The 12,061-nt window shown below is 64.2% G+C and carries 10 protein-coding genes and 1 pseudogene; all 11 read left to right on the top strand.

Annotation, left to right across the window (positions count from 1 at the left end; all coding sequences use genetic code 11):
* Positions 1-21: 21 nt before the first annotated feature.
* Positions 22-954 (top strand): branched-chain amino acid ABC transporter permease, encoded by a 933-nt coding sequence (locus EHF33_RS18945; RefSeq protein WP_241191464.1) that lies wholly within the window; start codon positions 22-24, stop codon positions 952-954.
* Positions 951-1,694 (top strand): ABC transporter ATP-binding protein, encoded by a 744-nt coding sequence (locus tag EHF33_RS18940; protein WP_206431653.1) that lies wholly within the window; start codon positions 951-953, stop codon positions 1,692-1,694. The genes EHF33_RS18945 and EHF33_RS18940 overlap by 4 nt, the downstream gene beginning before the upstream one ends.
* A gap of 79 nt (positions 1,695-1,773) precedes the next feature.
* Positions 1,774-2,502: an ABC transporter ATP-binding protein gene (locus EHF33_RS18935; protein ID WP_124875138.1), complete on the top strand. Its 729-nt coding sequence runs from the start codon at positions 1,774-1,776 to the stop codon at positions 2,500-2,502.
* A 109-nt stretch (positions 2,503-2,611) separates the two neighbouring features.
* Positions 2,612-5,653 carry an AfsR/SARP family transcriptional regulator gene (locus tag EHF33_RS18930; protein WP_124875136.1) on the top strand — a complete coding sequence of 1,014 codons (3,042 nt, stop codon included), beginning with the start codon at positions 2,612-2,614 and terminating at the stop codon, positions 5,651-5,653.
* Between the two features lie 23 nt (positions 5,654-5,676).
* Positions 5,677-6,462 (top strand): 3-hydroxybutyrate dehydrogenase, encoded by a 786-nt coding sequence (locus EHF33_RS18925; protein ID WP_124875134.1) that lies wholly within the window; start codon positions 5,677-5,679, stop codon positions 6,460-6,462.
* Between the two features lie 236 nt (positions 6,463-6,698).
* Positions 6,699-7,499 (top strand): ABC transporter ATP-binding protein, encoded by an 801-nt coding sequence (locus tag EHF33_RS18920; protein ID WP_124875132.1) that lies wholly within the window; start codon positions 6,699-6,701, stop codon positions 7,497-7,499.
* Positions 7,496-8,239 carry an ABC transporter ATP-binding protein gene (locus EHF33_RS18915; protein WP_124875130.1) on the top strand — a complete coding sequence of 248 codons (744 nt, stop codon included), beginning with the start codon at positions 7,496-7,498 and terminating at the stop codon, positions 8,237-8,239. The genes EHF33_RS18920 and EHF33_RS18915 overlap by 4 nt, the downstream gene beginning before the upstream one ends.
* A gap of 37 nt (positions 8,240-8,276) precedes the next feature.
* Complete coding sequence (locus EHF33_RS18910; RefSeq protein ID WP_124875128.1) at positions 8,277-9,512, top strand: ABC transporter substrate-binding protein; 1,236 nt, start codon at positions 8,277-8,279, stop codon at positions 9,510-9,512.
* A gap of 80 nt (positions 9,513-9,592) precedes the next feature.
* A complete protein-coding gene (locus EHF33_RS18905; RefSeq protein ID WP_124875126.1) occupies positions 9,593-10,483 on the top strand; it encodes a branched-chain amino acid ABC transporter permease in 891 nt (296 codons plus the stop codon).
* A complete protein-coding gene (locus EHF33_RS18900) occupies positions 10,480-11,436 on the top strand; it encodes a branched-chain amino acid ABC transporter permease (protein ID WP_124875124.1) in 957 nt (318 codons plus the stop codon). Before EHF33_RS18905 ends, EHF33_RS18900 begins: the two co-directional genes overlap by 4 nt.
* 49 nt (positions 11,437-11,485) lie before the next feature.
* A pseudogene (locus tag EHF33_RS18895) lies at positions 11,486-11,927 on the top strand (IS630 transposase-related protein); the annotation flags it as partial.
* Between the last annotated feature and the right edge of the window lie 134 nt (positions 11,928-12,061).

The following is a 12,061-nucleotide window of genomic DNA, read 5'->3' as shown; positions in this document are numbered from 1 at the left end:
CAGGCTGCCCGCAAACCGGACATCACTGGAATAGCTTTGGTGCCGCTGGCAATTTTTTTCGTGCTGGCGCTGGCCTTCCCCTTTCTGCCACTGGGCGATAGGGGCGCGTACCTGTTGCAAATCGGCTTCTTCACGCTGGTGGCCGGAATCATGGCGCTGTCGTGGGACATTCTGGCACGCAGTGGGCAGGTCAGTCTGGCACACGCAGCGTTTTACGGGATGGGCGCTTACGGCTACGCGTTGCTGCTCAAAACTGGGCTGGCCTGGCCGCTGGCGATGCCTCTGGCGGCGCTGGGCACGGGCATGATCAGCCTGATTTTAGGAGCGGTGACCATGCGCCTGAGCGGCATGTACTTCGCCATCGCCACTCTGGCCTTTACCGAAGTCGTGCGAACCATCATCCAGAACCTGCCGGAAGACGTGGCGGGCGGCGCAAACGGTCTGCTGGTTCCGGCGCTGCTGGGCGGCGACTCGCGCGGACAGTATCTGCTGGCCCTACTGCTGCTGGCGCTGACGGCGGGCGTCAGTCTGGCGGTGCGCACAGGCCGCCTGCACCACGCTTTTGCTGCCATTCGGCAGGGCGAGGAAACGGCGCGGGTGCTGGGCGTGTCCACTGTGCGCTACAAGCTGGCCGCCTTCTTCATCTCCAGCTTTCTGGCAGCGCTGGCGGGCGTGCTGTACGCGGGCAAGACCTTCTTTATCAGTCCGCTGGACACTTTCAGCCTCGCCAATTCCATCGCGCCGCTGACCACCAGCATTTTTGGTGGACTGTACACCACGCTGGGGCCAATCCTGGGCGCAACCGTGCTGCGCATAGCCGAGGAAGCGCTGCACAACGTCGTCAAGAACGGCTATCTGGTGGTCTACGGCTTGGTGCTGATGCTCAGTATTTTGTGGCTGCCGCGTGGGCTGATGGGCCTGCTGCGGCGCGGACGGCACGGCGGTGACGTGTGACGGGTCAGGTTGTTTTGCGGGCCGCTGGCCTGAGCAAGAGTTTCGGTGGCCTCCAAGCCGTCCAGAATGTCACCTTCGACCACTATGACGGCGAGATTCTGGCGGTCATCGGGCCGAACGGCGCGGGCAAGACCACGCTCCTCAACCTGCTGTCAGGGGTCTACCGGCCCAGTTCGGGGCAGCTGGAACTGCTGGGCCAAGACGTGACGCATGCGCCGATGGAACACCGCTGTCACGCGGGACTGGGCCGCGCCTTTCAGGTGGTGCGCCCCTTTCCCGAAATGACCGTTCACGAGAATGTGACGGTGGGAGCGCTGTTTGGGCAACCCGGCACCAGCTTGCCGCAGGCCCGCGAACGCGCTTATGACCTGCTGGAGCGCACCGGACTGGCCGATCAGGCTGCCCGCGCCGCTCACGAACTGACCTTGTTGCAAGACAAGCGCATGGAAATCGCCCGCGCTCTGGCGACTGGCCCCCGCGTGCTGCTGCTGGATGAGGTGATGGCCGGTCTGCGCCCCGGCGAGGCGGCGGAGGCGGTAGAACTGATCCGGGGCGTGCGTGCCGACGGCGTCAGCGTGCTGTTTATCGAACACATCATGCCGGTGGTGCGCGATCTGGCAGACCGCGTGGTGGTCATGGATCAGGGGCAGGTCATCGCTCACGGCACCTACCGCGAAGTCACGGCGCACCCGCAGGTGGTGGCCGCCTATCTGGGCACGGAAGAGGGGCTGGGAGCATGATTGGAATATCGGGCAAAAACGGCGTGGAATTTTGGAGTCTGGCGCTGTGGGCAAGGCTGGAACTCGCGGAGGTCATAGTATGACCGCCTTTCAAGGCCAGGAACTGATCATTGAAAACCTAGCGGCTGGCTACGGCAAGATTCAGGTGCTGTGGGACGTCAGCGTGCGCGTCGGGCCGGGCGAGTTCGTCGCCATGATCGGGGCAAACGGTGCGGGCAAGACCACCACCCTGCGGGCCGTCAGCGGCGTGGTGCGGCCCAGCGGCGGCAGCATTCGCTTGGGTGGGCACGACATCACCCGCGCCACGCCGACGCAGATTGTGGGGTTGGGGCTGGGCCACGTTCCTGAAGGCCGAGAACTGTTCGGCCTGATGACCGTGCGCGAGAACCTGGAACTGGGCGCGGCCATGCGCCCCGAGGCCCGTGCCAAGCAGGCCCAGACGCTGGAACACGTCTACTCGCTGTTTCCGCGCTTGGCCGAGCGTTCTGGGCAACTGGCCGGAACCCTGTCGGGCGGCGAGCAGCAGATGGTGGCGGTGGGCCGCGCCCTGATGGGCCGCCCCAGCGTGCTGGTGGTGGACGAACCCAGCTTGGGCCTCTCGCCTTTGATGACCCAGACGGTCTTTGGAGCGCTCAAAGCCGTCCACGCCGAGGGCGTCAGTGTGCTGCTGGTGGAACAGAACGTGGGCCTGAGCCTCAAATTGGCGCAGCGGGCCTATGTGCTGGAAAACGGCGAAGTGGTCAAGGAAGGCACCGGCGCGGCGTTGCTGGCCGATCCCAGCGTGCGCGAGGCGTATTTGGCGCTGTGAGGGTTGGTACGGCTGACGGCTGACTACACCCCAGACGAGCGGATTGCCACCAGCCGTTCAATCACCGGGCTGTTAGATTCCGTCAGCGGCATCCTGCTAGCATTCGCCCATGACCCTCACCTGGCGTGACCTGACTTCGCGGCGACGGGCGCGGGTTCCTGCGGTGCGCGGCGCACTGGCCCGGCCCCGCCTTCAGGCGGTGATGGACACTGCCCGGGTGCTGCTGCTGGTGGCCCCGGCAGGCTACGGCAAGACCACTGCGCTGGCCGCGAGTCTGGCCGTGGGAGCGCATGCTTGGCTGACCCTGGACGCCGACGACGCTGACCCGCAGGTACTGGCCGCCGGACTGGCGCTGGCCGCCGAGAATTTACCGGGTGGCGCGGCACTGGCCGAACTGCTGGACGCGGGAGCTTCTCCCCGCCGTGTGGCCGCACGCATGGCAGATTTGCTGGATGCCTGCGGGGGGCTGCTGATATTGGATGAAGCGCAGCATTTAAGTGGCTCACCTGTCGGAGACCTTCTGCGTGAGTTGCTCAGCGGCGGCCTCCCCGGCACCATGGCTGGTCGGCTGGCACTAATGTCACGCGTGCCGCTCGCACTGCCGGAACTGGCCCGGCTGGACGCAGCAGGCGAGGTCGTGCGGCTGGGAACGTCTGAGCTGGCCTTCACCCGGCAAGAGGTGGGGGCGCTGCTGCGTGCCAGTGGCCTGAATCCCACCGACGCGGAAGTGCGGCTGGCCCACACCGTGACGGAGGGCTGGCCCATCGCCGTGCGTTTTCTGGCCCAGGCGGCGGCGCAGGGACGCGTTCAACTGACCACACTGGCCGATCTGGACGGCGGCGAGGCGCAACTGGGAACGCTCTTTGCTTACCTGGCCTCCGAGGTGCTGGGCCCGCTGGATCCGGCCCTGCGCGGCGTGCTGACGCGCGGCAGCTTGTTTGAAGAGCTGACCCCCGAACTCGCCCGCGCTGTGCTGGACGAGCCGAACGGCGCGGCGCTCCTGGAAACACTGGCAAACGGCGGCACTTTCCTCACCCGTTCAGAACAGCTGAGCGCTTCGGAAGGAACGGTTTACCGCGCCCACCCACTGCTCCGCGCCCACCTGCGGGCGGGCTTGCCAGAGGCCGAGATTCGGGCGCTGGCCTCGCGCGGGGCGGCGTATTTTGAGCGTGCCGGACGGCCCCGCCGGGCGCTGGCGGCCCATCTGTTGTCGGGCGACACGGCGCGGGCGGCGTCGCTGCTCTCGGTGCACGGAGCAGGCTGGCTGGATCAGGGGCGGGCCGGATTGATTGAGCGCAGTCTGGGAAGAGTGCCGCGCACGGTCTGGACCCCGGAACTGCACGCGCTGGCGGGTGACGCCCTGCGTCTCTCGTCTCGTTACGGCGAGGCTGTGGCCGAATACGAACAGGCCACACCCCTCTTGCGGGCGCTGGGGCAGGTGCAGGTGGCGCTGGACACCGTGCAACCGGACGCGGCCTGGGAAGCGCTGGAGGCAGCAGCAACCCTGGATCCTGACTCGCAGACGCTGCGGCGCATGTGGGCTGAGAATCTGCTGAATGCCGGACGGCTGCCCGAGGCGCTGGCGCTAGAACCAGAGCTGGCAAACGGAGCGCGGGCGGCCCTGCGCTCCGGCGACCTTGAGCGGGCGCTCGAGCTGGCGCTGGCCGCAGCACGCGGTGAGGCGGGCGGCGCGAGAGCGGCCCAGAACCACCGCGAGGGCTTGCTGCTGGCCGCTTTCGTCTCGGCACTGCGGGGAGAGTCGGCCCTCTCTGCCGAACATGCCCGCGCCGGACTGGCTGAGGGCGAACGCCTGGAAAGCCCATTTGTGCGCTCATTGGCGCTGGCGCGGCTGGGTCATGCCGGGATGACGGCGGGCGATCTAGACGGTGCGCGGGCCTCCTATGAACAGGCGCTGGCGCTGGCACAGCACGTTTCGGGCCGTCTCCGAGTGGAGCCGCTGATGGGACTGGCCGCGCTGGCAGGCTGGGCGGGTGACCCGGCGCGGGCCACGGCGCTCAAAACCGAGGCGCTGGCCCAGACTGGCGGTGACGGGTACATGGCGGGCCTGCTGCATCTGGCGGCGGCGCTGGGCGTACAGGAGGGTGGGGGAGCGGACGCGTCCGGACTGGACTCGGCCTTCGCCGCCTTCCAGATTTGTGGCGACGCTTTTGGCCTGGCCTGCGTGGCACTGGCCCGTTTCGCAGCGGGCAGCGGTGGGGATCTGGAGGCAGCGCAGGCAGCGGCGCGTTATCCTTTTCTGCTGACTCGGCGCTGCCTGTTCTCTCCAGTCTCTGATTTATCTGGGCGGGCGCGGCTGCTGGCGCAGTTGGCGCAGGCGCAGCCCGAACTTCAAGCGGCCCTGCTGCCCATTGCCCGTGAGCTGGGTTACTCAGAGCTGCCCCATCCCGATCAAACGCCCGGCTTCTTTGTCCAGATTGCTGTATTGGGCCGTGTGGCGGTCACGCGCAGCCATGAGACGAGGGGGCGCGAATGGGGCCGGGCCAGAGCGCGTGATCTGTTGGCGCTTCTGTCGGTGCATGCCGCTGGCCTGCCGCGCGAGACAGCCCAGGAAGCGTTGTTTCCGGGAGCTGATCCTGGCGTGGGCGAGCGCAACTTTCGCGTGACCCTCCATGCGCTGGGGCAAGTGCTGGAGGAGGGGGCGGTCAGCGGCGTGTTTCTGGAACGCGGCGACTGGATACGCCTGAAAATCGGTTCCGATCTGCGCGTTGATCTGCACGCGGCCCGCGCCCTGTTGGACGCGCAGACTGGAAAAGCAGGGCGACTGGAGGGCCTGCTGACCCTGCCCAGTCAGGTGGCCGACTCCGATCTGGACGACGTGCAGCAAGAAGCCCAGCGTTACGCGGCCCGCCTGCCCGAAGCTCTGGCCGCCGAGGCCGAATACGCGCTGAATGTCGGGGAGCTTGGGAACGCCATTCGCGCCGCCGAACGCGCTCTCGTTCTGGACGCGGCCCACGAGAACGCTGCCCATACCCTGATGCGGGCTTGGCATGCACGCGGTAATGCCGCCGCCGCCCGCCGCGTCTACGAACAGCTTCGCAGCGCCTTGGGTGAGCTGGGGTTGAAGCCGCTGCCGAACACACGGGCGCTCGGCGGAGACACATCAGAACCTGCGCCCAGAATGCCCCGGTAACGCTTCCCCTTTACACTCCGGGCATGACAACTCCAAAAGAACCCAGTTCACCAGAACACAGAACCGCGCTCGTCACGGGCGGCACGGGCGGCATCGGCCTCGCCGTCGCCCGCAGATTTCAGGCGGATGGAATGCAGGTGGCTGTCCTTGACTTAGACCGGCCCGGAGCACGCGAGGTCGCCGCCGAACACGGCCTGACCTTTATAGGAGCAGACCTGGGACAGCGTGAGGACTGCCGCCGCGCCATTGACGAGACGGTGGCCGCGCTGGGCGGACTGGACGTGCTGGTCAACAACGCGGGCTTTCAACACATTGCCCCGGTGGCCGATTTCCCCGAAGACACTTGGGACGCCATGCTGCGCGTGATGCTGACCGCGCCTTTTTTGCTGTCCAAGTACGCTTGGCCGTCTCTGATCCGCAGCGGGCAGGGCCGCATCATCAATCTCTCCAGCATTCACGGCCATGTCGCCAGCCCCTTCAAAAGCGCGTATGTCAGCGCCAAGCACGGGTTGATCGGCCTGACGCGCACGGCGGCGCTGGAGGCAGGCGAGCAGGGCTTGACGGTCAACGCCATCTGCCCCGGTTACGTGCGGACGCCGCTGGTCACGGGCCAGATGGCCGATCAGGCCCGCACGCGCGGCATCAGTGTTGAGGAAGTCGAGCAGCGGGTGATGCTCGAAAGCGCGGCCATCAAACAACTGCTTAATCCTGAGGACATCGCTGCCCTCGCCAGCTATGTCGCCAGCCCCGCCGCCTGGGGCATGACCGGCGCGGTACTGGATTTAGATCTGGGGTGGACGGCGCGGTAGGCGCGAAGCTGGACATGGAGTGCCAACGCGAAGTCGGTCAGGCCGTCTGAACGTCAAAGGACTGAACAGGCTGTACGGCATTCGGAAGTCTTCACCCACTCCCTGCCTCCCCGTTGATCTGAAGCACAGGCTGTAACCCAGATGTGACGCCAGCACTTTATACTCCCCAGCGTGCCACAACCCACGAATGACACAGCAAGGAGGACGATGCTCGATTTCGCACCCCTACGTTTCTTATGACGGCGCAGACCCAGCTCGCCCCACCGATAGGCGTGGTCAACGGGCCGAGTGTGGCGCTGGAGGCAAGGAATCTGATCAAGGATTTCCGGGGCTTCCGGGCCACCAACGACGTGACGCTTGCTATCCGTGAGGGCGAGATTCACGCCATCATTGGCCCCAACGGCGCGGGCAAGACCACCCTTTTTAACCTCCTCTCCGGCTTTCTGAAACCCACTTCGGGTGAGGTTCGGTTGTTCGGAGAACGCATTGACACGCTGCCGCCCCACCAGATCGTGCGGCGCGGGCTGTCGCGCTCTTTTCAGATCAGCAGCGTATTTCCCACCATGACCGTGCGGGAAAACCTGCTGGTGGCGCTGCAATCCAGAAGTCGCCTGCCGGGGCAGTTCTGGACGCCGCTTTCACGTTTAGAAACGCTGGGGCCACAGGCCGACGCGATTCTGGCGGACGTGGGGCTGGCCGACTCTCACGCGCGGCTGGCGGCGGATCTGAGTCACGGCGAGAAGCGGCAACTGGAAATCGGCATCTCGCTGACCCAGGAACCGCGCGTGCTGCTGCTGGACGAACCCACCTCCGGCATGGGCTCGGAGGGCATTGACCGCGTGAAAGCGCTGGTGCGGCAGGTGGCGCAGGGGCGCACGGTGGTGCTGGTGGAACACAACATGAGTGTGGTTTCGGAACTGGCCGACCGCATCACGGTGTTGCAGTACGGCTCACTCCTGGCGAGCGGGAGTTACGACGAGGTTCGCCAGGATCCCCGCGTGATCGAGGCCTATCTGGGCGATGAGGGTGACGAATGACCGCGCCGCACATGTCAGCGGTCAGCACCCCGCCACCTTCTGTCCCGCCACTGCTGGACGTGCGTGATCTGAACGCTTACTACGGCCAAAGTCACGTTCTACACGGCGTTAACCTGCACGTCCAGCCGGGCGAGATTGTCAGTCTGATCGGGCGCAACGGAGCGGGCAAAACCACCACCCTGCGCAGCATCATGGGGGCGCTCCGTTCGCGCACCGGCAGCGTCACCTTTGACGGGCAGGACATCCTGCGCCTGCCCAGCAACCGCGTCGCCGCGCGTGGGCTGGCCTGGGTGCCGGAGGAACGCGCCATCATGAGCACCCTGACCGTACGCGAGAATCTGGAACTGCCACCCGCCCGCCCCGGCGGCTGGACCACCGAACGCGCTTACGAGGCGTTTCCGGTGCTTCGCGAGCGCGGCCACCACCCTGGCAGCAAACTTTCAGGCGGCGAGCAGCAGATGCTGGCGATTGTGCGCGTCCTGCGCAGCGCTCCCCGCTTGCTGCTGCTGGACGAACCCAGCGAGGGCCTCGCCCCGGTGATCGTGCAGCGCATCGGCGACATTATCCAGAAACTACGCACCGAGGGTCTGTCGGTGCTGCTGGTGGAACAGAACCTGAAATTTGCCACCCGCCTCGCGGACCGCCATTACGTCTTCGTGGACGGCCAGATTGTTGATGAGGTGTCCCGCGCCGACGCGGTGGCCCGCCGCGAAGATTTATTGAAATATCTGAGCGTTTAACACCCCTACCCACTTTCCCCTCCTGGAGGATCTCAACATGAAAAAAGCCAAACTGACTGCCATCATTGCCCCCACCCTCGTAACTGCCGCCCTTCTTTCCGTGACCGCCGCTCTGGCGCAGGGAGCCAAACTCAGCGACAACGCCATTAAAATCGGCGTGCTGACCGATCTTTCGGGCGTGTACTCGGAGCTGTCCGGCCCCGGCAGCGTCAAGGCCGCGCAGATGGCCGCCGACGACTTTATGGCCACCAACGCCGCCTACAAGGGCAAGGTGCAGGTCATCGGTGTGGATCACCAGAACAAAGCGGACGTCGCCAGCAACAAAGCTGCCGAGATGATTGACCGCCAGAACGTGGACGTGCTGATGGACTTGCCCACCAGCTCCGCTGCGCTGGCCGCCTCCGAAGTGGCCAAGGGCAAGAAGATTCCGGTGATGGTGGTCACCGGCGGTACCACCGCGCTGACCAACGAGAAGTGCAGCAAGTACACCTTCCACTACGCCTACGACAACTTCATGCTCGCCAACGGCACCGGCACTGCCGTGACCAAACGCGGCGGCAACAGTTGGTACATCATCTACCCCAACTACGCCTTCGGTCAGGATCTTGACCGGCAGATGACGGCGGCCATCAAGGAAAACGGCGGCAAGCTGGTCACTCCCAGCGATGCCACCCCGTTTCCCAACACTGATTTTTCCTCGTACTTGCTGAAGGCACAGAGCCTCAAGCCCAAGATCTTCGGCACCATGCAGGCGGGCAACGATCTGGTCAACGTGGTCAAGCAGTACAACGAGTTCGGCCTGAAAAAGCAGGGCATTGGTCTGGGCATCGGCCTGCTGTTTGAAACCGACGTGGCGGCGCTGGGGCAGGACGCCTACGCGGGCGCACTGGCCACCGTGCCGTGGTATTGGAACCTGGATCAGCGCAGCCGCGACTGGACGGCCAAGTTCGAGAAAGCCTTCGGCAAGAAACCCACCTGGGCGCAGGCCGGGGTTTACAGCGCCACCATGACCTACCTTCAGGCCGTATCCCGCGCCAAGAGCGATAACGGCGACGCGGTGGTCAAGGCGCTGGAAGGCTACCGCTTCAGCGACTTCTTCGCCCGCAGCGCCTATATCCGCCCGCAGGATCACCGCGTGACGCTGGACGTCTACACCGTGCAGGTCAAGGCCAAAGCGCAGGCCAAGGAAGCGGGCGACATCTTTACCAAGGTGGCCACCATTCCTTCCGCCAAAGCGTTTGCGCCCGTGGCCGAAACCAAGTGCAAATTCTGAGGATCGGCTAGAGGGGGCGGGGCCGGGACGCTGAACCGGGCGTCCCCGGCCCTCAACCCTTTTGACGTCATGGAAAATACATGAATACACAACTGCTGCTGATTCAAGTGTTCAACGGTCTGGTCAACGGGGCGTTCTACGCGCTGCTGAGCCTGGGCCTGGCGGTGATCTTCGGGATGCTGCGGATCGTCAACTTCATGCACGGGGCGCTGTACATGCTGGGGGCCTTCACCGCCTTCGCGCTGGGGCAGGCGTTCGGACTGGGCTTCTGGCCCGCGCTGATCCTGGCCCCGCTGATCGTGGGGGCGTTGGGCATGCTGCTGGAACGCACGCTGCTCTCACGCCTCTACGGTCTGGAACCCAGTTACAATCTGCTGCTCACCTTCGGCCTGACGCTACTGACTCAGGATCTGGTCAAACAGGTGATGCTCAGTCAGTTTGCCGTGTCCAGTGCGCCGTACACCACACCGGATATTTTGACGGGCGTGGTCAATCTGGGCTCTGTCGTCTTTCCCAAATACCGCCTGTTCGTGATCGCGCTGACGCTGGTGATCTGTCTGGTGACTTGGTTCGTGATTGAGAAGACGCGGGTGGGCGCAATCATCCGCGCCAGCACCGAGAATCCTAGTGTGACTCGCTCGTTCGGGATCGACGTGAGTAAATGGGTCACCGGCGTCTTCGGCGTGGGCGTGGGTCTAGCGGGGCTGGCCGGGGTGCTGGCCGCGCCGATCTACTCGGTGGAGCCGTACATGGGCGCGGAGCTGATCATCACGACCTTCGCGGTGGTGGTCATCGGTGGGCTGGGCAGCATCTTGGGCAGTGTGGTGACCGGCTTCGCGGTGGGCGTGCTGGCGGCAGTGGGCGCGGCGATTTACCCGCCGATTGCCAACACGCTGGTCTTTGTCCTGATGGCGATTGTGTTGCTGGTGCGCCCCAGCGGTCTATTCGGGCTGCCCGAGGGGACGCGGTGACCACTATTCCCCGCACCGCCCCCCGCAATGACCGCGAGCGCACCATGCGTGCCGCATGGATGATCGGGCTGGGACTGCTGCTGCTGATCCTGCCCCGGCTGATCTACCCGGTGCTGGCGCTGGACATCCTGGCCTGGGGGCTGTTCGCAGTGGCCTTTGACCTGTTGTTCGGCTTCTCTGGCCTGCTGTCCTTCGGCCACGCTGCCTTCTGGGGCAGCAGCGCCTATTTCACTGCCTACCTGCTGGCCAGCGGTCAGAGTGTGCCTGTGGCCATGTTGGGTGGCACACTGAGTGCTTTGGTGCTGGCCGTGCCCATCGCTTACCTGAGTGTCAGAAGTGCCGGTATCTATTTCAGCATGATTACGCTGGCCTTCGCGCAGATGGTCTACTTCGTGGCGCTGCAATGGACCGACGTGACGGGCGGCGAGAACGGTCTTCAGGGCTTTGAGCGCCCCAGCCTGTTCGGACTGGATTTCAGCAACAGCACCACGCGCTATTACTTCTGTCTGGCTGTGTTCGCAGTGGGCTTTTACATCGCCTACCGCACGGTTCGCAGCCCCTTTGGACAGGCACAACAGGCGGTGCGCGACAATGAGCAACGCGCCCAGAGCATCGGCTACAATCCGGTGCGCTTCAAGTTCACCGCCTTCATGATCAGCGCCGGGCTGGCGGGTCTGGCCGGCAGCATGTACACCTTCGGCCACGGCGTGGTCAGTCTGGACGTGACCAAGTGGACCACCAGCGGCGAGGTTGTGATGATGACCTTGCTGGGTGGCACTGCCACATTGTTTGGCCCGGCGGTGGGTGCGGGTCTGGTGCTGCTGCTGCGTGATCAGTTGACCACTTCCAGTCTGCCTGTGGGCATCGTGACTGGTCTGGTCTTTGTCGTGGTGGTGCTCTTTTTCCGCGCTGGCGTCGTCGGCACGGTGCAGGGCTGGTTGCGTCGCCGCTGAAGTTGGTTTTTTTCTCGCCGAGTTCTAGAGCATTTGACATAATAGCTTCATGAATACAGTAGGAGTACGTGGGTACAGTTTGGAACTTAGGACTCGGATTGTCGCTGGGTGGCGCTTCGCCCGGCGAAGCGGCAAAACATTTTTCTGTCCATGTTGATACTGTCAAAAGCTATCTAAAACGGTAGCACCAAAATACCCTGCACATTGTTGCCAAACCGACGGGCCGTCGCCGTACAGTGATGGCCCTCCATGAGCAACAACTTCTTGCGAAGCTTGAAACCCACCGAGATGCGACGTTGCAAGAACACGCGCACATCCTTGAGGCCGCTACAGGGTTAAAGATCAGTCTTAAGACTATTGATCGCGTGTTTGGCCGCCACAAGATCACCCACAAAAAAACACTGGTCGCCAGAGAATCTCGTGAGGAACTGCGTTCGCAGTTCCTCAATGACCTTGCACCGTACCTTCAAACGCCTGACCAATTGGTCTTTCTAAAGCGTTTGTCAAAAAAGAAGTTCTTTTTTGACCGAGCGAGCAGACCCCATAAGGGTGCCGCTTTGCCCAAGAACCAAAGGGAGTGGAATAGAGAGTGCTTTTTGCTCAGGTATCTATTCGGACAAATGCT

The sequence above is a fragment of the Deinococcus psychrotolerans genome, from assembly GCF_003860465.1.
Lineage (GTDB): Bacteria > Deinococcota > Deinococci > Deinococcales > Deinococcaceae > Deinococcus > Deinococcus psychrotolerans.
Note: the sequence above shows the minus strand (reverse complement) of the source record. Positions and strands in the feature narration are given on the sequence as shown.

Coding starts and splice junctions, on each gene's coding strand:
- EHF33_RS18935 (WP_124875138.1), top strand. CDS start 1,774: ATGACCGCCTTTCAAGGCCAGGAACTGATCATTGAAAACCTAGCGGCT.
- EHF33_RS18930 (WP_124875136.1), top strand. CDS start 2,612: ATGACCCTCACCTGGCGTGACCTGACTTCGCGGCGACGGGCGCGGGTT.
- EHF33_RS18925 (WP_124875134.1), top strand. CDS start 5,677: ATGACAACTCCAAAAGAACCCAGTTCACCAGAACACAGAACCGCGCTC.
- EHF33_RS18920 (WP_124875132.1), top strand. CDS start 6,699: ATGACGGCGCAGACCCAGCTCGCCCCACCGATAGGCGTGGTCAACGGG.
- EHF33_RS18915 (WP_124875130.1), top strand. CDS start 7,496: ATGACCGCGCCGCACATGTCAGCGGTCAGCACCCCGCCACCTTCTGTC.
- EHF33_RS18910 (WP_124875128.1), top strand. CDS start 8,277: ATGAAAAAAGCCAAACTGACTGCCATCATTGCCCCCACCCTCGTAACT.
- EHF33_RS18905 (WP_124875126.1), top strand. CDS start 9,593: ATGAATACACAACTGCTGCTGATTCAAGTGTTCAACGGTCTGGTCAAC.